The organism is Enterobacter sp. 50588862 (genome assembly GCF_001462935.1).
GTDB classification, from domain to species: domain Bacteria; phylum Pseudomonadota; class Gammaproteobacteria; order Enterobacterales; family Enterobacteriaceae; genus Enterobacter; species Enterobacter bugandensis.
Genome location: NZ_LNHM01000021.1, coordinates 199540 through 223790, shown reverse-complemented (window position 1 = coordinate 223790; position 24251 = coordinate 199540). Strand labels below are relative to the sequence as shown.

Genomic DNA, 24251 nt, shown 5'->3' with positions numbered 1-24251 from the left:
TATGCGGGATGAAACAACACGGCGCGGGGGAAATTACGCCTCCCACTGGCTGACCAGCTCACCGTTGATGTACAACGACGTCGGACGCGTGACGGGCTCCGGCAGCGGCGGTTCGGGGGAATACGTCGCGTACAGAGCGCTCTGATCCTGGGCAACAAGCATGCGCTCGGTTAATTGCAAACTGATGCTGATATCCATCGTATCGTCATCGTTTAAGACGATCGTGAAGGAACATCCGTTTTTACGGCCTTCATCAAGGGTAAAAATGTCCGGCTGGTTTTCCCGAAGCCAGGCCAGCACGGGAACGAACAATCCCTCGCTGTCGCCTTTGAAACCGCTGACCTTTGCATTCAGTTGATAGTGTTTTTCAAAGGAGAGCGAGGAGGCCAGGCGGGCGTCAATATGCCCGCTTCCGACCGACATCTGCAGGCGTTCCGGGCTAGCGTTCAGTTGGGGGATCGCGTCAATTAATGCCTGGCGCAGGCTCTTGAGTTTGTGCATCGAATTTATCCTGACAGTTTTTAATGGTTTCAACCTGCAGCGCGCAGGCGATAAGGGCATACTCAAGCCTGCGAATATCCGCGCTGAGATCGCCGTTAGTGGCGGGTTCGCTGCCCGGCATCGGGCAGAGGCTCACCTTCGGGCAGGCGTGGTAAACAATGGGCTGCGGAGGCGCAGGCGGTGCGGGTGTGCAACCTGCGGATAGCATCAGGCAGCCGAGCGTTATACCAACGGCGTAACGCTTCATTTTCATTAAGTAATCTCCCGATAGTCGCTTCCCGTTTCGCGCTCTCCTCACCCGCAGTGACAAGCGCCTCACGGAGCCTGACCTGGGCGTTTTCGTTTGATCGGGCAATCCGTTGCGACAGGGACAGCTGATGGTTAAGCGTGGCGAGGGCATTTTTTTGTTCGCTGGCGACCCGGTTAGCCGTAGCTAAGGAACGGGACAGGGTCAGGTTGTCGTGACGGAGCCACAGCGTGATGGCCAGCAGTCCGGCCAGCGCCAGCATGAGGGCTCTCATGGCAACCCCTTCGTGCACCATGCCTTCTCGCGGACACGGCGATTTTCGAGCCCGGTATTTTTAACGCCGTTGACGTACACCCAGCGGGTAAGCTGCTCGCACGCCTGTGACCACTGTTTACGCTTGATAAAGGACACCAGCGTCGAACGGCAGGCAGCGCCTGCGCCGACATTAAACGTGAAGCTCACCAGCGCGTCGTAGACCCGAGGCGGCATCTCCACCGGCGCGCACGCCGCCAGCCGCCGCTCCACGTTGAGCATATCAGCGACCAGGTTTGCCGCGACCTCGCGTTCGGTAATGTCCCGCGTGGGCACAACGTTTGCCGTGTGGCCAATGCCTGACGTCCACACCCCGGCACTACACCGGTAGGGCGTGAGGCGGCATCCTTCAAGATCGGCAATCAACGCCAGCCCCTCCGGAGACGTTTTCAGTAACCGAAAATCAGGCATCAGCACCGCCAGGGCCAGCACGCCGGCGACGCTGCAACGCTTAATGATTGAGTTCACGAATGCTCTTCTTATCGAGGCCAAGAGATTTGAGATAGCGCCAGGTTTTTCGCTTAAACCAGTAATTCGTCAGCGCGGTAAAAATGGCGCAAAGACTTCCCACGTACAGCGCGACTTTGTCAGGAGACATCGCCCCGAACCAGGCCAGCGCCACGGCCAGCCAGTAGGCGATAAACGTGGTGATTTTCTCCAGGCTCAGTCCCATAGGTTTACGGATTCTTTTGTGGGGGCGCTATCCACCTCCGGCATCTCTACCGGCGTTCCGTGAGGCAAGATAACCCCTAACTCCGCGAGGCCAGAGTTGGCCTTCAGAACGGCTTCAACGACGCCAGCCGTGCGCCCATAAAAGCGGGCGCAAACGGCATCAAGCGTGTCCCCCTGCATTGCATAGATCTTCATCAGTCGCTCCCAACATCCGGTTTCCAGGTACTGAAGAGTTTCCCGGGCCAGCAGGCTTTTCGCTATCGCTGACGGATGGACGCTCGCGGACACAACAAACCATCCGAGGGAAGCGAAGCGCGGTTCAATGGGAACGTAAAAATCTAATGAGGGTGTTCGGTCCGGGTAATAAAACCGGGTTTAGCGCCAGCTCTCGTCTTCCCAGACTTCCCGGAGAATAGTGTCCAGCGCCTCGCGATCGGCCTCTTTTTCAAGCCCCTGGAGCTCTACCCCCGTCACCGAGCCTACTCTCACGGTCACCCTCGTTGACGGAAACAGGGACCCTATTCTGCGGGTCAGTTCGCACTGAAAGGCTTCGGCGACGGACTGGCCAGCCAGCCGATCTTTATCGAGAGTAATGTTCACCCGAACGTTACTCTCTTTTTTGATTCGTTCCGGAACAGGCGATGCCGAGAAAACAACGGTAAAGGCGTTGTTCTTGATTAAGTTTCCCCGCGCAATCTCAGCAATCAAATTCAGGGCAATCTCACGATCTCTTTCCTGACACGTTCCTTCTGTCGTCAGCCGAGCAATCATCTCGACTCGTTCAATCATGACCTGCTCGTTCAACTCTCTGTCCACACAACCTCCACCACGAGATACTGTATAAACATACAGTATCATGTATTCATAAAAAGAGTGAAGCGAAAAATCAGAACCTTTAACGGTATGTACATGATATCGATAAAGATTAGCGTACTCGCCTGGTTAACAAATCCGTTAAATACCCAATACGTTCAAGGATTTTCCGCGCCTTTTCCTGATAAGAACACGCTGCAGGAAATAGCGTTCCGTCAGCTGCGCCCCTGCACCATTTGTCGTTAAAACGGCTAACGCCTCCGGCCATAAGATGCAGGGCCTCGCCCCGGCTGATGGCTATCCCGGTGGCGAGCCGTATCTCGTCAATCACCTTCTCTGGTACCCCGTTCTGCGGGTCGCTCGCGAAAACGATGGGCGACGTAGCGCCGGGGCGGATGAATTTGATGCGTTCGGTTAATGCCCGTCTCGCACGCCGGCTTAGGGGCTGAGACAGATCGTCCTGCGTACAGTTATTGACAGAACTCCGAGAGGGCTCAGGCGCATTCTTAATTTCCGAGGCTCTCTTCGGCACAATTTTCCACTGGGTGAGCCGGGTGACAATCGGGCTGCCCGCGCCGACGGCGGAGTCGTACACGCCACGAATACGGACCGTTTCCTCGCCGTACTGGTTAAACCCGGCGCGCGGTCCATACAGCGTGCGCACCTGTAAATCATCGCGACGGACAAACGGCCCTCCCTGCGCAGTAACGTAACCCGCCCAGTCACCGGCGTCGGCGGCATCATGGACGGCGGCAAACTCAACGCTCAAGCCGCGCGCGGCCTCAGTATCCGCCATACGTCGCAGCTCGCGGTAGACCGTTACCGGCGCGCCGCCGATGAACTGAAACTGACGAATGTGCCAGCGTCCCGCCCAGGCCGAAACGGCGGACGCCGTCTCCTTCAGAAGCCCGCCGCTTTCGTTATCGGTCTCGCCATCGAGCGCATAGCCGTCGATATTCTTTGAGATGTATTTGGCTATGTAACCGGTAGCACTGCCTTTCTTAGGATCGATCGCTTCCGCGTGAAAGCGCGCTCTTATGGCACTTTCGCTCTGCAGCTCAACAGCATCCTCCTGCCGCGCGTAATCCCCGATAATCTGGCGAACGCAGTCAACATCTTCCGGCAGCATAAACATCAGCATGTGCCAGTGGGGCGTACCGTCGTGATGGGGTTCCGCAACGCGGATACCAAAAATACGTCGCCCGTCCCGGTGGAGTTTTGCCCGGATACGTGCCCAGAGACGGGTAAAGTAGCCTTGCGTATCCGCCGGGCTGGCCCCGTTCCACTTAGCGTTGGGGTAGCCCGATTTCACGGTCGCGTGATACTGCGCGGGCGCGGTTAAGGTATAGAACTCGCCCACGTAGCCCAGCGCCTCACAGATATTTTCAAACCCGCGGATGCGGGTCATCAGTTCACAGCGGCGTATCGCCGGGTTAGACACCGAGGTATCGTATTTTTTAATCAGGCTGATGCGGTTGCCCTCTTCATCTTCAAGCTCCATGCCCTTGAGAAATTCGCGGGTGCGGCGCTTCTGCTCGCGCCACTCGGTCACGCAGCGCCTGCTCGCATACGCCGTTCTCTTTTTGCTGACGTTGCCGAGGGCAATCTGCAAATGCTCGCGCCAGGCCGCCGCGATACGGCGCAGGCGCCCGCGCCACCACACCTCGGAAAACATGCGGATCACCGCCGAGGCAACGTCATCTTTGTTGAAAAACGTCTTTGACACCCGTTCCCAGTGGGGAGGCGAAACGTTGAACTGCCGGGCGATCAGTCCGGCGCGCTGGTACCAGACGTAAAGCGTCCGGTATTCGCCCATCTCAGCATCGTTAATATTCGCCAGCTCGCCGCGAATAAAGCTGGCGATATCTGCGGCCAGCAGGTCGATGTCCGCGCGGGACATATCCGGAAGACGGTTATAGCGCATAACCAGCTCAACCATCCTCGAAGCGAGGTATTGCAGAATCTGGGTGTCGAAATGGTCATTAAACACGGCCCTGGAGACCGTATTGTGCAGGCCCTTGCAGGCATAGCGTTCAGAGACCAGACGCAGGCGGGGCAACATCCTTTTGCAGAAGCGGATCGAGAAAGCATTAGCCTTCAGGCTGCCCTGATGCTGCTCGAGGGCGTCAATCGTGCGCCAGACCTCGAAGCGCACGCAGTCAGGCTGCTGTGAGAGGGCAATTCTTGCCTGCTGCAGCGCCGCGAAGAGGCGATCGCGACGCTGCTGTTGGGTGTGCGTGAGGTAAGGGCTGGCAATGGCCGACCGTGGAGCGTTCCACGGATAAGCAAATGACGTCGCCAACTCATCCTCCCCGGACGTGTTTATTTTTCATCTCCGCGATCTCCTGGCATGTGATGCACAAGGCCACTCCAGGTACCGCCTTTCGACGCGCCTCAGGTATCGGCGCATCGCAGTCCTCGCACAGAATACGCGAAGGCGATGCGGGTCGCCTGCGGGCGCTGTTAATGTGGCGCTCTCTGTCTTCCTGCTCACGCGCCTGCGCAAGATCGATAAAATCGGCCATCAGTGCAGCTCCTGTGATTCACGCTCGTAGCGGGCTGCCTCGTGGCACAGCAGTTCGGCAACGTCCTCTCCGCTCATGCCGGTTTTGTAGATATGGCTCGCCAGCGCCTCCAGGTGCAGGGAGACCGCGAGGGCTCGCGCGCATCGTTCCTCTGTTTTAGCCTCCATCAGCAGGCGTTTCAGTTCTTCACTTCCGATCGGATAGGGGCGGTTTTCACTGTTTCGCATCACGCGTTCTCCTTAATTTCAGGCAATAGGCTGCCCGGCGGGTTTACGCCATTAGGTTTTTGGTTGGGTTATATCGGCATGGTCAGCCGTTCAGGAAATAAACTCACAACGGCACGAAAATGATTCATGGCGTTAATTAGCGCCCGTTTCTCTTGGGTCGTCAGCTCGCTGATATCGCACTCATGACGGGCAACAGGTAATCTCGCCAGGTAAAAGATGGCGGCCAGCGCCCTGCTGTTCTCCTCAAAACAGGGATCGCGCTTATCGCGCAGCTCGGCCATAAACCGTGCCAGCTCTTTTCCGCTATCGCTCCCGTATCGGGCGCGCAGTTCAGCGACGTGGTTAAGCCCGTTAAGACGTGCTCCCACGCTAAGTGGAACCCTTGCATGGGCAGCTTCTATCGCCATATCTCCCCTCGCATAAATTCACGCACGCTAATGTGCTGAAAACGCTCATAGCACGGCATTTTCCGCCGTTTGATGATTGCGATTTCACAAACCATGCTGCAAAATTCCCATTTTGATAATGTCTGCAATCATTAGCCTCTGTTTGCCAACTTCTGCCGCTGATTGCTCGAATTTGCAATGATATTAATACCCAATTGAGTATTAGTAAACACCCAAAGGAATATATTTTGATACTGGATTCTCAAGTGAATAATGAAGAGTTACTCGATAGAATCTGTCAGGTATATGGTTTCACGCAGAAAATCCAGCTGGCCCGGCACTTTAATATCGCCGCCAGCTCGCTTCAGAACCGCTACGCGCGCGGTACCATCTCTTACGACTTCGCGGTTCAGTGCGCGCTGGACACCGGTGCCAGCTTGCGCTGGCTGATGACCGGGCAAGGTGCGCAGTTTGAAGGTAACCCCGCATCGGGCGATCCGGTTTCAGTTTCGGCATTCACACTCAGTGATGGTAAGCTGGAAGAAAATACCATTTTGAGCATCGATGCCAGTTTCTTTAGCAAACCGCTGGCTCGCGGCATCGCTGTTCGGGCGGAGGGAAAGCTTCACTTTATCGAAAAAGAGGCGTCGTTAACCGACGGCCTTTGGCTGGTCGAGATTGAAGGCACCGCCAGCATCCGCGACTTAACGCTGTTACCGGGCAAAAAACTTCACGTAGCGGGCGGTAAAGTTCCATTTGAGTGCGGTATCAACGAGATAAAAACGGTGGGTCGCGTGGTGGGGATCTACAGCGAGGTTATTTAAGGGACAGAGCGGGAAACAGTGAAAACGAAGCCATTTTGCGTATTCGCTCTCCTGCTCATATCTCGTACCTCACAAACTGCAAATCTAAAGAAATCCCCCATCGCGCCGATCATCATCCGTGTGTATTATTTCCTGTAGCTTTTACAACAACTACCCTTAACTCAAATACTTAAGCGCCAAAGCGAAAGGCATCATGAGCACACCGATCAAACGGCTAGAAATCATTAAAAATGCCATTGAACTGGAAGATGACGACATCATCCAGAGCCAGCTGACACGCCTGAAAAATGAAGCGTTTGACGATGAGCTACAGGCAATCGTCGTTGCGCTTGAGGAGAAGAACTACACCTCTGCGATGGCGGCCATAACCGCCTGGCTGCAGGGCCAACGCGCCGTGACCCAGTGGCGTGACCCACAGGTAGCCGCCAGCAAGCTGGAGCTGAAGGCGCTGGAAGAGCGTCTGCGCGATCTGATTGACCGCCGCAACGCGCGCGTGCAGCAGCTTGATGAGTTCAACGATCTCTATTTCTCCCGCCTCGGACCGCTGATGCAGCAGATCCTCGCCCTGCGTAAAACGCTGGCGGAGCTGAACCTGCGTCGTCAGCAGGCGGAGGCACGTCGTCGCGAGGAGGATTACCGCCGCTGTCAGCGCTATATGGCGCAGGCGGTGGAGGTGCTGGCGACGCTTACCCAGCGCTGGCGCGATCTCCCGGCTGACTCCGTCCAGGCCGCTCAGGCGCGTAAGCATCTGGAGCAGCAAAGCAATCTGATTGCCAACCTGCTGGCCGAAGCGCTCGAACTGGAAAGCGGCTTAACGCGCGAAGAAGAGCCCGCGCGTCAGGCGCGCGACGAGGCCAACGAAGAGTACGAGAAGTATCGCGAACAGCATCACGATGCCGAAGTGCGGCTGCGCAAGGGCAAACATCTCTCGGAAGAAGATCAGAACGAACTCAAGCGCCTCTGGCGGCAGGCGAGCAAGCTCTGCCATCCGGATTTAGTCGCAGACGATCTGAAAGAGGAAGCCAACGCGATGATGGTGCAGCTCAACCAGGCCAAACAGCGCGGCGACGTCAAAACCATTCGCTCGCTGGTGGCCCGCCTGCAGCAGGGGTTCGAGCCATTGATGGCGAGCGACAGGCTGAACGATCTGGAGCGTATCCGCAAAAAAATGGCGCAGGTCCGCGAGCAAATCGACACCTTAGTGAACGAGCTGGCGGAGCTGGAAAAAGAGGAGTCCTGGCTGCTGGTATCGTCGCTGAGCAATATGGAAGCGTACTTTGCTCAGCAGGAGAAAGCGCTAAAAGAGGTATGCGCCTCGCTCGAACACCAGGTTAACGAAGCGCAAATGGATTCGGCAGCCTGATTATTTAGCGTGCCAGTATGCGCTGGCACGCACCAGATGCTGGTCAATCGCGTTGGTTTCAAACTGGCGGCTCAGGCTTTTTACCACCTTCCCTTCTCCGGTCAGCCAGATAAAGTAATCCTCCTCCGGCACGGCCAGCGCCGCCAGACGGTCAGCCACTGCCTGCTCGCTGTGGCCCACCACCCAGGTGATGTTGAAATCACTCAGGTGCGCCAGATAGTCCTTATAAGATTCGTCACCTACAGTCACCACCGCGTGAATCTCCGGACAAACCGGCAGTTTAGCAATGCTCTCTAAACGTCGACGCAGCGCCGGCATGCCGGACTCGTCGCACACGTACAGCTGCCAGGCGTAATCCTCCGGCACTACCAGCGAACCGCGCGGGCCGCCGATCGTCAACCTGTCGCCCACCTTCGCCTCGACTGCCCAGCCGCTGGCAATCCCGCCGTCATGAATGAAGAAATCGAGCGCCAGCTCATGATTTGCCTCATCGTACAGCGGCGTATAGTCACGCGCCTGTGGACGTACGCCGTCGCCCCAGTCGATGCCTTCATCAGTGACCTTCGGCGGGACAAACGTGGTGCCAGGTGCAGGGAAAAAGACTTTGGTGTGGTCGTCGAAGCCGCGGGAGCTAAAGCCCTCCAGCGCCTCGCCGCCTAAAACAATGCGCTGAAAGCCTGCGCTAACGCGTTCAACGCGGCGCACCGTCAGCTCGCGAAAGCGCAGGTCATTACGCACGCGCTGTGGGTAACGGGTAGATGCCATTTTTAGCCTCTTCTCTGGTAAATACGATATATCGGAATTGATTTTCAAATGATAATGATTACTAATCAGTAAAAAAGCAAGATTTTTTAGATTGCATCTGAATATATCTTAGATATAGTTTAGATATATCAAATTAAGAGACATAACATGCGACATGAACACGACGCCGGTGGACGCCGACCGCGCTTTTTCGGCCACGGCGACCTGCGACTGGTGATTCTGGATATCCTGACCCGCAGCGCCAGCCACGGCTATGAGCTGATCAAAGAGATCGAGAACCTGACCCAGGGGAACTACACGCCGAGCCCCGGTGTGATCTACCCGACGCTGGATTATCTGCAGGATCAAACCTTTATCACTATTACGGAAGAAGAGAGCGGTCGTAAGAAGATTGCGATTACCGCTGAAGGACAACGCTGGCTGGACGAAAACCGGGAACAGCTGGAACAGATCCAGGTGCGTATTAAGGCGCGCAGCGTCGGCTTTGAGCTGCGCAAAAACCCGCAGATGAAGCGGGCGCTGGATAACTTTAAAGCGGTGTTAGACCTGAAGGTAAATCAGGGAGAGCTCAGCGACGCGCAGCTCAAGCAGATTATCGGCATAATCGACCGCGCAGCGCTGGAGATCTCCCAGCTGGATTAAGCCGGCGCGTGCTCGCTCACTCGGAATACGCGTACCAGCTCTTTCAGGTGCATCGCCTGCTCGTTAAGGGATGCCGCCGCCGCGACGGACTCCTCCACCAGCGCAGAGTTCTGCTGGGTGGTGGCATCAATCAGGCCAATCGCGCTGTTGATCTGCGAGATCCCTTCCGTCTGCTCGTGGCTGGCCTGGCGGATCTCGCGCAGGATCGTGTCCATCTCCTCCACGTTGCCGACCATGCCATTGATCAACGCGCTCGCTTTTTCCACCAGATTCATCCCGTCCTGGGTCTGGCTGGTGGAGCTCTCGATCAGCTCGCGAATTTCACTGGCAGACGACGCGCTCTTCTGGGCAAGCTGGCGAACCTCACCGGCAACCACCGCGAAGCCGCGGCCGTGCTCGCCCGCACGCGCCGCTTCCACCGCCGCGTTCAGCGCCAGAATGTTGGTCTGGAACGCAATGGCGTCGATCAGGTCGATAATGTCGGACATCCGGTTCGACGTCTCGTTAATCAGGCGCATTTTGCTGGTCACCTGCTTCATCATATCCCCGTTGTTTTTGACCACCGTGGCGGCATCTGCCGAGAGATTAGTCGCTTCCCCGGTGTGCGAGGCGGTGTTTTTCACCGTCGCGGTGATCTGCTCCATCGAGGCGGCGGTCTGTTCAACGGAACTTGCCTGCTCCTCGGTGCGCGCGGCAAGATCCTGGTTACCGGCGACAATCTGCGCGGCTGCGCTGGAGATATTCTCCGAGCCTGTTTGCACCTGCTGCACAATATCCAGCAGGCGGTTTTTCATCTCCATCAGCGCGTGCAGCAATAGGCCCGTTTCGTCTTTGCCGTGCGGCGTGATGCTGCCCGTCAGGTCGCCCTCTGAAATGGCATTGGCAAAATTCACCGCCTCGCCGAGTGGGCGGGTAATAGCGCGCACGATAAACCAGCCAATCAGGCTGCCAGCGGCGACGCTAAAGAGGGTGATCAGGATCAGCAGCAGTCGGCTGGACCTGAAGTCTCCTTCCACCTGCGCCCCCGCGCTCTGCATCTCATGGTTCTGAATCGCAATCAGCTCCTGCACTTTAGCTTTATAGGCCTGCTGCACGGTGAGGGTATGGGTCATCATCTCCTGGATAGCACCCGCACGGTCATTATTCTGCACCGCCTGCAAAATGCGATAGCGCGAGTCCAGATACTGCTGACGAACGTCGCGGATCTCGGCAAGGACCTGCTGCGATTTCGGGTCCTGCAACACCGTATTCAGCTCGCCCAAAATCACCGTGATATGCTCGCTGATCTCTTTAAGATGCTGCTGCGACTGTGCCGTGTACGTTCCCTGTTCATCCAGCAGCATGAGCTGCTGAGTGCTAATAAATTCCTGGAAGTTGTCGATTAACTGGTTCGCTTTAACCGTGGTGGGATAATCATGGGTAATGATGGATTGCATCCCGTTGTTAGCCCGGTTCAGGCTCAGTAAGGACATACTGGCGCTGATCACCATCAGGACAATAAAGAATCCAAACGCCAGAAATAATTTCGTGCCGATCTTTACGTCATGTAAGAACATATTTACTCCATCGATGTGATTATTTCTCAGACGATCGCTGTTATCGGTAACGAATCCGCTAACTTTATGACTTTGATCGTTTTTTTATTTCATAACCATCACAATGGATAGGTAGAGACTATTAATTCCGCCCCATCGATCGTTACCAGACCACCAGAACAGGGTTTTGCAAAATAGCATCGGGGAAAACTGACTTAGGCAGGAATAAATAACTGAGGCAATTTCTTTAGTTACTTAATATCTCATTAACAATAAATAACATTAATAGTCACAATCACAAATAAAAAAGCCGTTTATTCCTTACGGTATAAACGACTTTTCCGGAACATTACTGGCTCAATGGAGCACCGTCACCGCATCCTTAAGACGCCCGGCGCGGTGTTTCACCATGGCAGAGATGTGCGCGCTCTCCTCGACCAGGTCGGCATTTTTTTGCGTAATGCTGTCCAGTTCCGCCACCGCGCGGGTTAGCTCTGACAACCCGGTCGCCTGTTCGGACGTCGAGTGGCTGATCTGCGCGATGAGCTGCGTGACGTTTTTCACCTGCTCGACAATGTCATCCATCGTGCGGCCTGCGGCGTGCACCTGCTCGGAGCCGGACTGTACCCTGCTGGCGCTGGCATCAATCAGCTTGCGGATATCGTTAGCCGCATTCGCGCTGCGGCTGGCAAGGTGGCGAACTTCCCCCGCGACCACGGCAAAGCCTTTCCCCTGCTCGCCGGCTCTTGCCGCTTCAACGGCCGCATTCAGCGCCAGGATATTGGTCTGGAAAGCGATGTCGTTAATCAGGGAGGTAATCGAGCCGATGCGCTGCGTGCTATCGGCGATGTCATCCATCGTTTTCACCACGGTCTGCATCGCGTTGCCGCCTTTCGTCGCCGCGCTGCTCGCGGCGACGGAGAGTTTGTCCACTTCGGCGGCGGTTTCTGAGTTGCTCTGAACGGAAGCGGCCATCTGGTTCATCGTTGCGACGGTCTGCTGCACGTTCGCCACGGTCTGACGCGTACGATCGTTCAGCGCTTCGTTCCCCTGCGCCAGCCTGTCGCTGCCGTCACGGACGCTCATCACCTGGCTTGAGACGTCATTGATGAGCCAGCGGCACATCAGCCCCAGTTGTCCTACCGCGCGCAGGGTCAGCCCCAGCTCGTCGCTGCGGTTCAGATGCTGCACGCTGTTGCGCTCGCCGGTCGCCACCTTCAGCGCCTGATGCGCGACGTTTTCGATCGGGCGGACAATTTGCTGCTCAAACAGCAGCGTTCCCAGCAGCGTTATCACGGCGGCCGCGGCGAGCGGCACCCAGCCTGCGGAGGTGGTCACCAGGGTAGCGGCAAGCGCGGCAAAGAGCACCGCCATCACGCTGCGTACGCGCCAGCGTAGCGGCATGGAAGGAAGTTTACCCAACCAGCCCTTACGCACCACCAGTCCTTTTTGGATGCGTTTTTTACAGCTCCCGTTATTCAGCGCCCGGTAGAGCGGCTCTACGGCAGCGATCTCTTCCTCCGTGGCTTTGGTGCGGATCGACATATACCCCGTCACCTGCCCATTCCGCACCATCGGTACCGCATTCGCGCGCACCCAGTAATGATCGCCATTCTTACGTCGGTTTTTGACAATGCCACTCCACGGCTCACCCTGCTGCAGGGTGTACCACATATCGGCAAACGCCGCTTTTGGCATGTCGGGATGGCGCACCAGATTGTGCGGCTGGCCCATCAACTCATCAAGCTGATAGCCGCTCACCTGCACAAAGGTGTCGTTCGCATGGGTCATATAGCTGTGGACGTCGGTGGTCGACATTAAGGTGGTGTCATCGTCCAGAGGATAATTATTCTGGGTGACACAGGAAGGAGAAGACATGACGGGCATTCCTTGCAGGTTATTCGAATGTTAATTTTGTGGTTTATTGTTTTTTCGGCGGTAAACAATTTATCTTTAGTTGTTAAACTTGATGGAGATCGCAGATTTCACTTAAACCGCACTTTTTGTGAGATTTTATAATTCATTGATTCCAAATACTTTCGCAAAGAAATTACCTATAAAGCATGACCTGTTAACGCCCACTTAAGCCGCAAGCCATGCACTCCTTTAGTGCAATTGCCTTTTTATGCACCTGAGAATGCGGGTTGCCCTGTACCCCTAAATCCCGTTTCGATTGCTCCGGCATGATTAAATATTGCGCAACATAATTTTAACCTGGCGTTTATCCCGATTTTCGTTAAGTCATCTGAAGTGGCGTAATCCCTGCAATACTTAACTCAGTATCATGTGATACGCGATCCCCGGGAGCATATTTTGAACAGGTTACCTTCCAGCGCCTCGGCTCTTGCCTGTACCGCGCACGCACTGAATCTCATTGAGAAGCGAACGCTCGATCATGAGGAGATGAAACAACTTAACCGAGAGGTCATTGATTACTTTAAAGAGCATGTGAATCCTGGTTTTCTGGAGTATCGCAAATCTGTTACCGCCGGCGGGGATTACGGAGCCGTAGAGTGGCAAGCGGGAAGTCTCAACACGCTTGTCGACACCCAGGGACAGGAGTTTATAGATTGCCTGGGTGGTTTCGGTATCTTTAACGTGGGGCACCGTAATCCAGTAGTGGTTTCCGCCGTACAGAATCAACTTGCGAAACAACCTCTCCATAGCCAGGAACTGCTCGACCCGCTTCGCGCCATGCTCGCGAAAACGCTGGCGGCCTTAACGCCCGGCAAGCTGAAATACAGCTTCTTCAGCAACAGCGGCACCGAGTCGGTCGAAGCGGCGATTAAGCTCGCCAAAGCGTACCAGTCGCCGCGCGGGAAATTTACCTTTATCGCCACCAGCGGCGCGTTCCACGGGAAATCCCTGGGCGCACTGTCGGCGACCGCCAAATCCACCTTCCGCAAACCGTTTATGCCGCTGCTGCCGGGCTTCCGCCACGTGCCGTTCGGTGACATTAACGCCATGCGCACCGTGCTGAGTGAATGCCGCAAAACCGGCGACGACGTGGCGGCGGTGATCCTGGAGCCGATTCAGGGCGAAGGCGGCGTCATCCTGCCTCCGCAGGGCTATCTGCCCGCCGTGCGACAGCTGTGCGATGAGTTTGGCGCGCTGCTGATCTTCGACGAGGTCCAGACCGGGATGGGGCGCACGGGCAAGATGTTTGCCTGCGAGCATGAGAACGTTCAGCCGGACATCCTGTGCCTGGCGAAAGCGTTGGGCGGCGGCGTGATGCCAATAGGTGCGACGGTGGCGACGGAAGAGGTCTTCTCTGTGCTGTTCGACAACCCGTTCCTGCATACCACCACCTTTGGCGGTAACCCGCTGGCCTGCGCGGCGGCGCTGGCGACCATCAACGTGCTGCTGGAGCAAAACCTGCCTGCGCAGGCGGAGCAGAAAGGCGACATGCTGCTGGACGGCTTCCGCCAGCTGGGCCGGGAATACCCGGACCTGGTGCAGGAGGCCCGCGGCAAAGGGATGCTGATGGCAATTGAATTTGTTGATAACGAAATCGGCTACAGCTTCGCGAGCGAGATGTTCCGCCAGCGGGTGCTGGTGGCCGGGACGCTCAACAACTCGAAAACCATCCGCATTGAGCCACCGCTGACGCTCACCGTTGAGCAGTGTGAGCAGGTGCTGAAAGCGGCGCGCAAAGCGCTGGCAGCCCTGCGCGTGAGCGTGGCAGAGGCGTAATAATGAGCCCCCCTATTTAGTGGGGGCTCCTGTTATTTCTTAACGTAATAAAATAATCATTACGGCAACATTTACCACAACCGTAAATAAATCAGGGACTGATAATAGTTATTCAAACGGTATTCGTATGCCTCGCTACTGATATCACCGATTTCACATATTATATATTCACATAAATTAATATAACTCCGGCAAATAGGTTCCCATAGATTAAGATTATTTTAATCATAAATTAAGAAGTTCTAATAAAAAACACCGAACAAATCGATTGCATTACCTTCGATACATTTCTACCATGTAAATATTAAATTATAAATTATAAATTTCGATATCAAAATATCTAATATAATATTTTTACTGTTGATATTTTTGGATGTATAGCAAGGCCCTTCTGGTATTCCAGATATTATTAACGTTAATTTTGTTTTAAAAGGATTTCTATGAAGAAGCAATTGTTGGGTATGGCTGTGACTACAGCGTTGTTGGGCGGCCTGGCGATGAACGCTCAGGCTGATACCGTAACCGTCTCCGGCGGTACGGTGAACTTCGTCGGTCAGGTGGTTAACGCCGCGTGTTCCGTTGCGGCTGATTCCGTCGATCAGACCGTCATTTTGAGCCAGGTTCGCACTGTCAAACTGACCGCTGCCGGTATGCAGGCAAATCAAAAAGAAGATTTCAGCATCGTGCTGGAAGATTGCGACACGACCGTCAGCCAAAACGCTGCGGTTATCTTTAACGGCCAACAGGATGCCGCTCAGGTTGGCTCCCTGGCGAATACCGCAGGCGCAGGTGCCGCCACCAACGTTGCTCTGCAACTGTTTGGCCCAGATGGCAACACGCTGAAGCTGGGTGAGACGTCCTCCTCCACAAAACTCATCAACGGCGAAAATATCATTCCTCTGAGCGTGGACTACATCGCGACGGGAGCCGCAACACCCGGTAACGTCTCATCCACGGCAACATTCCAGATGGTTTACTCCTGATTCGCTAACGTCTGTGACACCTCTCTGACGGAGAGGTGTTACGCGTTCAATGGAAATTTAGCGAATGATGAAGTATGCCACTCAATACGTATTACTCGCTCTGGGCCTGATAGCGTGTACTTCAGGGCATGCTTTGGCGAGTGAAGATGGGCAGGTCACCTTTATGGGTCAGGTCGTTAATGCCGCCTGTACCGTGAACACCGACAGCCAGGATCTGGTCGTTCACATGGGGCAGGTACGTAGCAGCCAGTTCATCTCGACCGGGGACTGGGCTATGCCGACGCCTTTTCAAATCAAACTTGAAGAGTGTGATGCCAGCGTAAGCCAACGTGCCGGCGTACTGTTTTACGGAGAGACGGCGTTAAAAGATCCCCAGATCTTTCATGCCGGTAAGGGTGCAGGGGCCGCGAAGGGTATTGGGATAGGTATTTTTGATGCGACAGGTCATCTGCTCATTCCGGGTACCACGCCCCTCTGGAAAGCTCCCCTCCGAGGGGGTGAGAACGTGCTGAGATTCATCGCGAAATATCGGTCGACAGCCCCTCACGTGCAGGCAGGAAATGCCGATGCGCAGATCTGGTTTAACGTCATCTATCAATAAAATGCATAAAGTCGTCTCATTGAGAGAATAAAGAGAAAATGAAAGGATTCATGATTAATCAATTACGTGCTGGCTTATTCATGGCCGCAACGTTTACGCTTACAGCAGGTATGACACCTGATGCAAATGCCGGCGGCATCGCCCTGGGAGCCACTCGTGTCATTTATCCTCAGGGTGATAAACAGGCATCACTACCTGTTATTAACTCGTCAAGTAATAATACATTCCTGATTCAGACTTGGGTGGCCAATGCTGATGGTGTAAAATCTTCTGATTTTATTATTACCCCACCGCTGTTTGTTATACACCCTAAAAAAGAAAATACGTTACGTATTATGTATGCGGGGCCGGACCTGCCCACCGATCGTGAAAGCGTATTTTATCTTAACAGTAAAGCAATTCCCTCTATTGATAAAAGTAAGCTGAATGGGAACACGCTGCAGATTGCCACGCAAAGCGTAATAAAACTGTTTGTCCGTCCGAAAAAATTGGCGTCTCTCTCCGCCGATGCGCCCAAAACACTCTCCTGCCAGACAGCCAACGGCCAGGTGTCCATTAAAAATCCGTCCCCCTATTACGTTTCGCTTGTGCAGTTTTTCGTCGGTGATACACAACTGCCAAATTCGATGGTGGCCCCCTTCAACACCCTTACCCTGCCTGTTCCAGGCGGCGGTGCCGGGCGCGTCAGGTTCCAGACGGTGAATGATTTTGGCGCTAATACGCCCGCACAAACGTGTTCTTGATAGCAGACTGGAAAACACGATCTGCATGCAGACAAAAAGTGCCTTGCCATGGATAGCAGGAAAAGTAGATGAAGCGTAACGATTCACCGGCTCCAGACACAGCCTATTTAACCTCGCTGACGCCCGTGGCAGTAGCCGTTACGGCACTCCTCGCACTTACCGAAGCGCGCGCTGAGTATTTTTTCAATCCTGCCTTCTTGTCAGGCGATCCTTCAGCAGTTGCCGATCTGTCGCGTTTTTCCACTAACGGTCAGGCGCCCGGCGTCTACCGCGTGGATATATGGCTGAATGAGCACTTTATCGCTACGCGCGATATCACCTTCGATGCCCGGAAAGTGGAAGACAGTGCCCCGGCAAAATCGACGGATGACACTGGCCTTGTCGCCTGCCTGTCGGCGAAGTCTCTTGAGAATATGGGGGTCAACCTTCAGGCTCTCTCTTTACAGGCATCGGCTCAAAAAGATAACTGTACTGATGTGGCGGGTGCCATTCCAGATGCCAGCACCACGTTTGATTTTGAAAAGCTCAGACTGGATATCAGCATCCCCCAGGTTGCCATGAGAAACAATGCGCGAGGCTATATTCCTCCCGACCAGTGGGATGAGGGGATTAACGCGCTCCTGCTTAATTATAATTTTTCCGGATCGCGCAGTCGCGATCGCGGAACCGATAATGGGACCAGCAACAACGCTTTTCTCGGCCTTAACAGCGGTTTAAATATCGGCCCGTGGCGTTTGCGTGACAATGTCTCCTGGAACCATTCCAGTAGCGCTCAGGGCAAAAGCGATAGCTGGCAGCATATCAGCACCTATGCGGAGCGTACGGTCGTCCCCCTTCAGGGAAGGCTAACGCTGGGAGACAGCTATACCCCCTCAGATGTCTTTGACAGCCTGCCCTTCCGCGGTGCGCAAATTGCCTCTGATGACAATATGCTGCCGGACAGCATGAAGGGCTTTGCGCCAACCATTCGCGGAATCGCGAAAAGTCATGCCCAGGTAACCATCAGGCAGAACGGCTACGTCATTTATCAAAGCTACGTGCCGCCCGGCGCATTCGCGATCAACGACCTTTTCCCCACCTCATCCAGCGGTGACTTGATGGTCGAAGTCAAAGAGGCAGACGGCAGCATCAATAGCTACTCCGTGCCCTATTCCGCCGTGCCCATTCTTCAGCGCGAAGGACGACTAAAATACGCCCTGACGGCGGCTGAATACCGTAGCAGCGGTAGCCAGCAGGATGACGTTGAGTTTATTCAGGGCTCTCTGATCTGGGGGCTTCCTCACGGTCTTACCGCGTACGGCGGATCGCAATTGACCCGGAACTACACTGCCGCCGCATTGGGCGCAGGGCTGAACATGGGCGAGGCGGGTGCCCTCTCTGTTGACGTGACGCACGCAAAAAGCCGCCTCGCCGATGATAGCAGTCACTCCGGACAGTCCATTCGTTTTCTGTACGCGAAATCCTTAAACGCCATTGGCACAAACTTTCAGCTGCTGGGCTATCGCTACTCCACCTCCGGGTTTTACACCCTGGATGAAACCGCCTACAGACAAATGCGGGGCTATAAAGGCGACGCTCAGGAGGAGGATAACGCGCAAACCCTCTGGATGGATTACTACAACCTTTACTACACCAAACGCGGCAAGGTGCAGTTCAATCTCTCTCAGCAATTGCCTGGTTCGGGCTCTGTTTATGTTACCGGTAGCCAGCAAAGCTACTGGCACACGGATGAGAAAAATACGCTATTGCAGATTGGATACAGCGGAACCTGGGCAGACGTCTCCTGGAGCCTCTCCTATAACTACAATAAGGCCCCCGGCATGACGGGAAGTGATGAAATCTACGCGCTGAATGTATCGCTGCCATTAAGCCAGTGGTTAGCCCCGCAGAATGAAGTGGGACAAAAACATAATTATGCCTATGCAACCTATAGCCTGAGCACGAACAAACAGGGTGACACGTCCCAGAACGCAGGCATAAACGGCACGCTGCTGGAGGACAACAACCTCAGCTACAGCGTGCAGCAAGGCTATACCCGCCATGGCTCGCACGCTCAGGGGGCGAGCAGCATGGAATACGACAGCGCATACGGTAATGCCAGCGTCGGGTATAACTATAGCCAAAACGGGGACTATCAGCAGGTCAACTACGGGTTAAAAGGCGGCGTTATCGCGCACCGCAACGGCATCACCCTGAGCCAGCCTCTGGGCGATACCAACGTACTCATTGCTGCGCCAGGAGCAAAAGAGGTCAAGATTGAAAATGAACCCGGCATCCACACGGACTGGCGTGGTTATGCCGTTGTTCCCTACGCCTCGTCCTATCGCCTCAATCGCATGGCACTGGATACCAACTCGCTGGCCGACGATGTGGATATTGACGATGCGGTGACGCACGTTGTGCCGACACGAGGTGCTGTTGTGCGCGCGACGTTCAAAGCGCGCCCCGGTACGCGCGCCTTAATGACCCTGCTCTATCGTGGAAAACCCGTTCCTTTCGGCGCCATGGTGACCCGCGACGACGGTGGCAGCAACACGATTGTCGGTGAAGAGGGTGAGACCTATCTGTCCGGCCTGAACCCAACAGGAACGCTGAATATTCAATGGGGAGAAGGTGCAAACCGGCAGTGTACGGCGAGATATCAACTACCGGAAAGCAAAGCGCCGCTGGTACGGCTGAAAATGGAGTGTTTATAAATGAAGCTATGGATAATGTTAATCAGCGTAGCGGGGCTGGCGTTTAGCGGTAATGGCCTCGCCAAAACCTGCGTTAACGCCAATGGCAGCATTTCCATCGTTAACTACGACCTGACCACTACACTCACGACCGATCAGAATCGCCCCGGTAGCGGTACAGAATTAGAGAAAAGTCAGGATGTTAATATCGGTGCAAGATGTCCGGCGGGGGACTGGGACAAACGAACCTATCGTACTTACCTGAGCCCGTATCCCGTCATCAAAACCGAAGGCGAATGGAAGTATCTGCAGCTTGATCCGGATTACATCATTGGGGCCATGAAAATTCACGATGCCACCATCGGCGATTTCTATCCGCCAGTTGAATATGTGCATATGGGCGGCCATGACGAAGTCGATACGGGAGGGGTATTCCCCGTCAACGACAATCATCTTGTGTTCAGGCTGCAAATTGTAAAACCCTTTATCGGCACCGTCGTGATCCCCTCAAGGCTCATGTTTAACGTCTATATCACCACAACGGATCATGAGCCGGTTAATACGGTTGTTTATAAAATCATCTACAGCGGGGTGATTAGCGTTCCGCAAAACTGCGTCATCAACGCCGGGCAAACCGTCACGGTGGATCTGGGTAAACTCTACCACGGTGATTTCAGACAGGCGGGGCAGATGCCCGATAATGTCCGTCCAAAAACCTTTAACGTTCCGGTCGAATGCAATGGGGACGTTGAATCTCCCGCGCAGTTAACGCTGCGCTTAACGGGCACGGCGGACAGTCGTTATCCACAGGCGCTGGCTACGGACAATCCGGACGTGGGGGTCGTCGTTACCCGTGAGGACGGCACGCCCCTTACGCCGAACGTCTTTTCAAGTAACGCGCCCTTCGAGACGGATATCTCTGGAAAAGCCAACGTGACGCTGCAAGCGTATCCAATCAGCACCACGGGTCTTTCTCCCGAGCTGGGTGTTTTCACCGCTCTGGCACTGTTACGCATTGATTTCGCCTGAGGATAAATGATGAATATTACCTGGAAAAAAGGGCTGTATCTGACAGCCCTGTTATTCACCCCGTTCGTCATGGCTGACGGCAGTTATAACCTTCACGTTTTCGGTACCATTGTGGGTGAATCCTGCAATGTCGATACGCAAAGCGTGGAGCAGACTGTCGACATGGGCGAGTTTTCCGTAGGCAATTTTCCCGTACCGGGCTCCACCACTCCCCCGAAAAAATTCGATATCAGTCTCAAAGGCTGTACCGCTGCGATTACCGATACTCAGGTGTGGTTTACCGGACAGGCGGATCGGGACAATCCCTCTCTGCTGGCGCTTTCAGATACCGGTAAAGGCCACCTCTCAACCATGGCGACCGGTCTGGGCGTAGAGCTTCTGGATAGCACTCTCACGCCCATCGATATTAACAACACCGAATCTGCCCACTATCCGCTCGCGCCGGGGGACAATCTGTTGACCTTCTTTTTACGCTACAAATCCACCTTGCCCACCGTCACATCAGGCGAAGCCACGGCGGTGATGTATTTCGATCTGCTGTATCAGTGAGGCACCGCGTGAAACCCTTCATCAGATTAGCTTTACTTAGCGTATCTCTGACACTGTTCCCGCTGGCCGAAGCAAGGTCGCATGACGGAACGATTTATATTACGGGAACGATAAAAAACAAAACCTGCGTCATTTCCCCCGACTCAGAACATCTGGTCGTTACCATGACGCAGGTTAATGCCACCCAGCTTGAGAAGGCTAAAAATGAGACACCGTATGAGCGGTTCACGATTAACGTCGAGCAGTGCGGGGCGGGGCTTAACACCATTACTACCCGTTTCGAAGGAACACCTGACGGACTGAACAACGCGCTTTTGGCGCTTACCGAGGCGCAAGATAGCGCCACTGGTGTCGCAATCGGCCTTTTCAACACCGATAAATCCTCGCTGCCGCTGAGCGGAGAGAGCCTACCCTTTGTGCTTACCGGAAATCAAACGACCGCCGAGCTCGTTTTCTTTGCCCGCTATCTCGCCGTCACGGATACCGTCACCCCAGGTACCGCAAACGCGGCAGCAACCTTTGTTTTGACTTATGCATAAATTTGTCATGTCGGCGAAAATATTCGCGATTTCACTGATGATTGTGTTGCTGGTCAACGCGCAGGGACATGCGGGCGTAGTTGTTGGTGGAACCCGGTTTATCATTCAGCAAAGAGATAAATCAACCACCGTCCCGGTGCGCAACAAGTCGGACATACCTTACCTTGTTACTGTCCGAATCTCTCCCGGTGGAAAATGGCCCGGCGCAGAAGCGCCCGGGTCTGCGGGCCGTTCGCTGGTGGTTATACCACCGCTGTTTGCCATAAAACCCGGACATGAACATATTATCCGCCTGCTGCAGGCAGAGGCTGACCTGCCAGCCGATCGCGAATCGCTCTTTACGCTTAACATCGCCAGTATTCCGTCAGCCCATGAGGGCAGTCGGGATGTGCAGATAGCGGTACGTTCGGCGTTTAAGCTGCTCTATCGCCCGGAGGGATTAAAAGGAAACCCCGATCGCGCCTATCGGGAAATACGCTGGTCTTACTCCGATGAGGGATTAATCGCGACGAATCCTACCCCGTATTACGTGACGCTTTTCCAGACCGTCATCAACGGCACGCCCGTTGTTAACGCTGGTGTTGTTGCTCCCTTCAGCCAACGAAAAACCGAATGGTGCCGTCGCGCACCGCGCTGCGAGATACGCTGGCAAACCCTCAATGACGCCGGGCGGGTGTTGCCCATGATGGTTCAGACGCTGCATTGATGAGCCCGGTGCAATCGAGATTGTCGACAACGAAATCGGCTACAGCTTCGCGGGCGTGATGTTCCGCCAGCGGGTGCTGGAGTCCGGGACGCTCAACAACTCGAAAACCATCCGCATTGAGCCACTACTGACACTAACGATTGAGCAGTGTGAGCAGGAGCTGGAAGCAGCGCTCAGGGTGAGTGTGGAAGAGGCGTAATATCGCCCCCCTCCGCAGGAGGGGGTGTTTAATGACCCGTCTGGCAGAATACGATATCATTCCTGCAATATCGGCTATCTTCTCCTGAGGGACCATGCGCTATTTTTTCCTGGAATGGGTCAATCCTTTCGAAATCATGATGCTTAACTCGCTTGCTAAGGATCATCCCGTAAAGCAAATTAATCGCATTATGCGACGCTACAAATCGATCAATGCCCTACTGCCAGGCGAGGCGTTAAAAAAATGGCATAAGCGCACGCACTGTGCCGTTAAATTATCGGCAATCAAGCGGGATGATATCGCGATTTGTAATGGCTACAGCGTCTTTCCGTTCCTGGATTATGTCGCCAGCATGCCATGTAAAAAAGTGTTGATTCTGCGCGACTCCGTTGATGCCCTGACGCGCAAACGTCGTCTTCTTGGGCAACTGGCGCAGGATGCGGATTACATCGAGACCGTTCGGCCCATATTTGATGCTATTTATAGCTTCGATCCTGCTGATTGCGAACGCTATAACTTGCGTGCTATAGAGCAGTTTTTGCCATTTAGCTGGCAAGAAATCCAGCAATTTCAAAAAGAGAGCGCAGCTGAAAATAAAAGCTGTTTTTTTGTCGGTGGCTATGAACCCATTCGGGCAGATGTTCTTCGTACCCTGACACCGGTACTTGAAAATAGCGGTTATGAGACAGATTTTTATCTGCTGGATAAGTACAATAATCAGGATAACTACCCCGGTAATTGTCAGAATAAAAAACTCAGCTATCTGGACAATATTAAAAAAGCCAAACACTGCTCAATTATGCTGGAAATAAACAAACCTGAGCAAAATGGTTTAACACTCCGCGCACTGGAAGCGCTGGTTCTGAATAAGAAGCTGATCACCACCAATGCGTCGATTAAAACGATGGCACTGTACGATCCTGCCCGTATTTTTATTTATAACGGTGCCAATACCGAGGGTCTGGACGCGTTTCTTCAAAGCGAGCTGCCTGCCAGAGATGAAAAACTCCTCAGACAATACAGTGCAGACAGTCTGCTCGCTACGTTGCAGAATCATCATTCCTGAAAGACGTTCGCCCGGTAGCGTAGCGCCACCGGGCTGTTTTTTAACGGTGAAACTCCGCCACAGTCATAGTGAAGCGCAGCACGCTCTCCCCTTCGTTCGCATAGCCGTGCGCCGCTTCGGTTTTCGCCACCGCCGACGCGCCAGCATTCACCTGTGTAACCGTCTCATCCACCGTCAGCGTCAATACGCCTTCGTTCACGTGCAGCAGCTCAAAGGTTCCCGCCGGATGCCCTGTCGAGGTGAAAGACTCCCCCGGATGCATCTCCCACTGCCACAGCTCAATCATGTCCGGGCCCGCGGTGCCCGCCAGGAGCCTGGCGTAACCGCCCTGTGCGCCCTGCCACAGAACCGGGATCGCCGCTTCTTCGATAATGTGCACCAGCGGCTCGCTGGAGACGTTAACGATATCCGCCACGGAGATGCCAAGCGCGGCGGCCAGCTTGCACAAAATGGCGATGCTGGGGTTGGCGGCCCCTTTCTCGATCTCCACCAGCATGCCTTTGCTGACGCTGGCGCGACGGGATAGCTCGTCGAGCGACAGCTTTTTCTCTTTCCGCCAGTTGCGGATGCGGTTCGCCACGGCCAGGCTTACCTGGGCAACATCGGAACCCAAATCAGTCATTATATTGACTTTATCTGTCATTGGTCACTACCAT

Annotated in this window: 28 protein-coding genes and 1 pseudogene; 14 read left to right on the top strand and 15 right to left on the bottom strand. The window is 54.5% G+C overall.

The genetic code is table 11. From position 1 onward, the window contains the following. Nucleotides 1-33: 33 nt before the first annotated feature. The 11 genes from APT89_RS08930 to APT89_RS08880 form a co-directional block, all read right to left on the bottom strand. Nucleotides 34-501, bottom strand: a complete 468-nt coding sequence (locus APT89_RS08930) for a phage tail protein (protein ID WP_060572089.1) — start codon at nt 499-501, stop codon at nt 34-36. Further along, the gene (lysC, locus tag APT89_RS24575) at nt 464-709 is read right to left on the bottom strand and encodes an Rz1-like lysis system protein LysC (protein ID WP_075202980.1); all 246 of its coding nucleotides are present in this window, start codon (nt 707-709) and stop codon (nt 464-466) included. Before lysC ends, APT89_RS08930 begins: the two co-directional genes overlap by 38 nt. Continuing rightward, complete coding sequence (gene lysB, locus APT89_RS08920; protein ID WP_045631363.1) at nt 597-1022, bottom strand: Rz-like lysis system protein LysB; 426 nt, start codon at nt 1020-1022, stop codon at nt 597-599. The genes lysC and lysB overlap by 113 nt, the downstream gene beginning before the upstream one ends. Then, nucleotides 1019-1528: a lysozyme gene (locus APT89_RS08915; protein WP_060572088.1), complete on the bottom strand. Its 510-nt coding sequence runs from the start codon at nt 1526-1528 to the stop codon at nt 1019-1021. The genes lysB and APT89_RS08915 overlap by 4 nt, the downstream gene beginning before the upstream one ends. Beyond that, nucleotides 1512-1733 (bottom strand): HP1 family phage holin, encoded by a 222-nt coding sequence (locus APT89_RS08910; protein ID WP_045260131.1) that lies wholly within the window; start codon nt 1731-1733, stop codon nt 1512-1514. Before APT89_RS08910 ends, APT89_RS08915 begins: the two co-directional genes overlap by 17 nt. Continuing rightward, nucleotides 1724-1927, bottom strand: a complete 204-nt coding sequence (locus tag APT89_RS08905; RefSeq protein WP_042715252.1) for a tail protein X — start codon at nt 1925-1927, stop codon at nt 1724-1726. The genes APT89_RS08910 and APT89_RS08905 overlap by 10 nt, the downstream gene beginning before the upstream one ends. 180 nt (nt 1928-2107) lie before the next feature. Further along, on the bottom strand, nt 2108-2548 hold the full coding sequence (locus APT89_RS08900) for a DinI-like family protein (protein ID WP_041908026.1): 441 nt from the start codon (nt 2546-2548) through the stop codon (nt 2108-2110). Between the two features lie 109 nt (nt 2549-2657). Then, nucleotides 2658-4847 carry a replication endonuclease gene (locus APT89_RS08895; RefSeq protein WP_060572087.1) on the bottom strand — a complete coding sequence of 730 codons (2190 nt, stop codon included), beginning with the start codon at nt 4845-4847 and terminating at the stop codon, nt 2658-2660. 1 nt (nt 4848) lies between these two features. Next, nucleotides 4849-5070, bottom strand: a complete 222-nt coding sequence (locus APT89_RS08890) for a TraR/DksA family transcriptional regulator (protein WP_060572086.1) — start codon at nt 5068-5070, stop codon at nt 4849-4851. Then, entirely contained in the window at nt 5070-5297 is a 228-nt protein-coding gene (locus APT89_RS08885; protein WP_060572084.1) for a DUF2732 family protein, read from the bottom strand. The genes APT89_RS08890 and APT89_RS08885 overlap by 1 nt, the downstream gene beginning before the upstream one ends. 68 nt (nt 5298-5365) lie before the next feature. Next, entirely contained in the window at nt 5366-5704 is a 339-nt protein-coding gene (locus APT89_RS08880) for a DUF5347 domain-containing protein (RefSeq protein WP_060572083.1), read from the bottom strand. Nucleotides 5705-5931: 227 nt separating this feature from the next. On the opposite strand from APT89_RS08880, the gene APT89_RS08875 reads away from it, so the two are divergent. Continuing rightward, nucleotides 5932-6507: a phage repressor protein CI gene (locus tag APT89_RS08875; protein ID WP_041908019.1), complete on the top strand. Its 576-nt coding sequence runs from the start codon at nt 5932-5934 to the stop codon at nt 6505-6507. 193 nt (nt 6508-6700) lie between these two features. Beyond that, a complete protein-coding gene (locus APT89_RS08870; RefSeq protein ID WP_041908017.1) occupies nt 6701-7870 on the top strand; it encodes a DNA repair protein in 1170 nt (389 codons plus the stop codon). Here APT89_RS08870 and APT89_RS08865 read toward each other — a convergent pair whose 3' ends face one another. Then, on the bottom strand, nt 7871-8635 hold the full coding sequence (locus tag APT89_RS08865; protein WP_041908015.1) for a siderophore-interacting protein: 765 nt from the start codon (nt 8633-8635) through the stop codon (nt 7871-7873). Nucleotides 8636-8782: 147 nt separating this feature from the next. Here APT89_RS08865 and APT89_RS08860 point away from each other — a divergent pair, with 147 nt between their 5' ends. Then, a complete protein-coding gene (locus tag APT89_RS08860; RefSeq protein WP_048957237.1) occupies nt 8783-9277 on the top strand; it encodes a PadR family transcriptional regulator in 495 nt (164 codons plus the stop codon). On the opposite strand, the gene APT89_RS08855 is transcribed toward APT89_RS08860, so the two are convergent. Beyond that, nucleotides 9274-10833 (bottom strand): methyl-accepting chemotaxis protein, encoded by a 1560-nt coding sequence (locus APT89_RS08855; protein WP_060572081.1) that lies wholly within the window; start codon nt 10831-10833, stop codon nt 9274-9276. The genes APT89_RS08860 and APT89_RS08855 overlap by 4 nt on opposite strands. 336 nt (nt 10834-11169) lie before the next feature. Beyond that, entirely contained in the window at nt 11170-12690 is a 1521-nt protein-coding gene (locus APT89_RS08850) for a methyl-accepting chemotaxis protein (RefSeq protein ID WP_060572079.1), read from the bottom strand. A 435-nt stretch (nt 12691-13125) separates the two neighbouring features. Here APT89_RS08850 and ygjG point away from each other — a divergent pair, with 435 nt between their 5' ends. From ygjG to APT89_RS08800, 11 genes and pseudogenes are all read left to right on the top strand, one after another. Then, a complete protein-coding gene (ygjG, locus tag APT89_RS08845) occupies nt 13126-14505 on the top strand; it encodes a putrescine aminotransferase (RefSeq protein ID WP_048339182.1) in 1380 nt (459 codons plus the stop codon). Nucleotides 14506-14945: 440 nt separating this feature from the next. Further along, entirely contained in the window at nt 14946-15488 is a 543-nt protein-coding gene (locus tag APT89_RS08840) for a fimbrial protein BcfA (protein WP_041908007.1), read from the top strand. Between the two features lie 64 nt (nt 15489-15552). Then, on the top strand, nt 15553-16089 hold the full coding sequence (locus tag APT89_RS08835) for a fimbrial protein (protein WP_227008546.1): 537 nt from the start codon (nt 15553-15555) through the stop codon (nt 16087-16089). Between the two features lie 80 nt (nt 16090-16169). Further along, nucleotides 16170-16832, top strand: coding sequence for a fimbria/pilus periplasmic chaperone (locus APT89_RS08830; protein ID WP_181013178.1), 663 nt, complete (start codon nt 16170-16172; stop codon nt 16830-16832). Nucleotides 16833-16900: 68 nt separating this feature from the next. After that, nucleotides 16901-19528, top strand: a complete 2628-nt coding sequence (locus tag APT89_RS08825) for a fimbrial biogenesis usher protein (RefSeq protein ID WP_060572078.1) — start codon at nt 16901-16903, stop codon at nt 19526-19528. Further along, nucleotides 19529-20536 carry a fimbrial protein gene (locus APT89_RS08820; RefSeq protein ID WP_060572076.1) on the top strand — a complete coding sequence of 336 codons (1008 nt, stop codon included), beginning with the start codon at nt 19529-19531 and terminating at the stop codon, nt 20534-20536. 9 nt (nt 20537-20545) lie between these two features. Next, complete coding sequence (locus APT89_RS08815) at nt 20546-21085, top strand: fimbrial protein (protein ID WP_072201711.1); 540 nt, start codon at nt 20546-20548, stop codon at nt 21083-21085. Nucleotides 21086-21093: 8 nt separating this feature from the next. Next, a complete protein-coding gene (locus tag APT89_RS08810) occupies nt 21094-21624 on the top strand; it encodes a fimbrial protein (protein WP_060572074.1) in 531 nt (176 codons plus the stop codon). Nucleotides 21625-21631: 7 nt separating this feature from the next. Then, complete coding sequence (locus APT89_RS08805) at nt 21632-22330, top strand: fimbria/pilus periplasmic chaperone (RefSeq protein ID WP_060572358.1); 699 nt, start codon at nt 21632-21634, stop codon at nt 22328-22330. A gap of 10 nt (nt 22331-22340) precedes the next feature. Then, nucleotides 22341-22529: pseudogene (locus APT89_RS23295) on the top strand (putrescine aminotransferase); the annotation flags it as partial. A 94-nt stretch (nt 22530-22623) separates the two neighbouring features. Then, entirely contained in the window at nt 22624-23595 is a 972-nt protein-coding gene (locus APT89_RS08800) for a hypothetical protein (RefSeq protein WP_041907996.1), read from the top strand. Nucleotides 23596-23635: 40 nt separating this feature from the next. Here the strand turns inward: APT89_RS08800 and APT89_RS08795 are convergent, their stop codons facing one another. Beyond that, nucleotides 23636-24238 carry a helix-turn-helix domain-containing protein gene (locus APT89_RS08795; protein ID WP_060572073.1) on the bottom strand — a complete coding sequence of 201 codons (603 nt, stop codon included), beginning with the start codon at nt 24236-24238 and terminating at the stop codon, nt 23636-23638. Between the last annotated feature and the right edge of the window lie 13 nt (nt 24239-24251).

Coding starts and splice junctions, on each gene's coding strand:
- APT89_RS08815 (WP_072201711.1), top strand. CDS start 20,546: ATGAATATTACCTGGAAAAAAGGGCTGTATCTGACAGCCCTGTTATTC.
- APT89_RS08890 (WP_060572086.1), bottom strand. CDS start 5,070: ATGGCCGATTTTATCGATCTTGCGCAGGCGCGTGAGCAGGAAGACAGA.
- APT89_RS08855 (WP_060572081.1), bottom strand. CDS start 10,833: ATGTTCTTACATGACGTAAAGATCGGCACGAAATTATTTCTGGCGTTT.
- APT89_RS08840 (WP_041908007.1), top strand. CDS start 14,946: ATGAAGAAGCAATTGTTGGGTATGGCTGTGACTACAGCGTTGTTGGGC.
- APT89_RS08910 (WP_045260131.1), bottom strand. CDS start 1,733: ATGGGACTGAGCCTGGAGAAAATCACCACGTTTATCGCCTACTGGCTG.
- APT89_RS08795 (WP_060572073.1), bottom strand. CDS start 24,238: ATGACAGATAAAGTCAATATAATGACTGATTTGGGTTCCGATGTTGCC.
- APT89_RS08885 (WP_060572084.1), bottom strand. CDS start 5,297: ATGCGAAACAGTGAAAACCGCCCCTATCCGATCGGAAGTGAAGAACTG.
- APT89_RS08800 (WP_041907996.1), top strand. CDS start 22,624: ATGCGCTATTTTTTCCTGGAATGGGTCAATCCTTTCGAAATCATGATG.
- lysB (WP_045631363.1), bottom strand. CDS start 1,022: ATGAGAGCCCTCATGCTGGCGCTGGCCGGACTGCTGGCCATCACGCTG.
- APT89_RS08905 (WP_042715252.1), bottom strand. CDS start 1,927: ATGAAGATCTATGCAATGCAGGGGGACACGCTTGATGCCGTTTGCGCC.
- APT89_RS08850 (WP_060572079.1), bottom strand. CDS start 12,690: ATGTCTTCTCCTTCCTGTGTCACCCAGAATAATTATCCTCTGGACGAT.
- APT89_RS08805 (WP_060572358.1), top strand. CDS start 21,632: ATGTCGGCGAAAATATTCGCGATTTCACTGATGATTGTGTTGCTGGTC.
- APT89_RS08825 (WP_060572078.1), top strand. CDS start 16,901: ATGAAGCGTAACGATTCACCGGCTCCAGACACAGCCTATTTAACCTCG.
- APT89_RS08820 (WP_060572076.1), top strand. CDS start 19,529: ATGAAGCTATGGATAATGTTAATCAGCGTAGCGGGGCTGGCGTTTAGC.
- APT89_RS08870 (WP_041908017.1), top strand. CDS start 6,701: ATGAGCACACCGATCAAACGGCTAGAAATCATTAAAAATGCCATTGAA.
- APT89_RS08865 (WP_041908015.1), bottom strand. CDS start 8,635: ATGGCATCTACCCGTTACCCACAGCGCGTGCGTAATGACCTGCGCTTT.
- APT89_RS08930 (WP_060572089.1), bottom strand. CDS start 501: ATGCACAAACTCAAGAGCCTGCGCCAGGCATTAATTGACGCGATCCCC.
- APT89_RS08830 (WP_181013178.1), top strand. CDS start 16,170: ATGGCCGCAACGTTTACGCTTACAGCAGGTATGACACCTGATGCAAAT.
- APT89_RS08860 (WP_048957237.1), top strand. CDS start 8,783: ATGCGACATGAACACGACGCCGGTGGACGCCGACCGCGCTTTTTCGGC.
- lysC (WP_075202980.1), bottom strand. CDS start 709: ATGCTATCCGCAGGTTGCACACCCGCACCGCCTGCGCCTCCGCAGCCC.
- APT89_RS08880 (WP_060572083.1), bottom strand. CDS start 5,704: ATGGCGATAGAAGCTGCCCATGCAAGGGTTCCACTTAGCGTGGGAGCA.
- APT89_RS08835 (WP_227008546.1), top strand. CDS start 15,553: ATGATGAAGTATGCCACTCAATACGTATTACTCGCTCTGGGCCTGATA.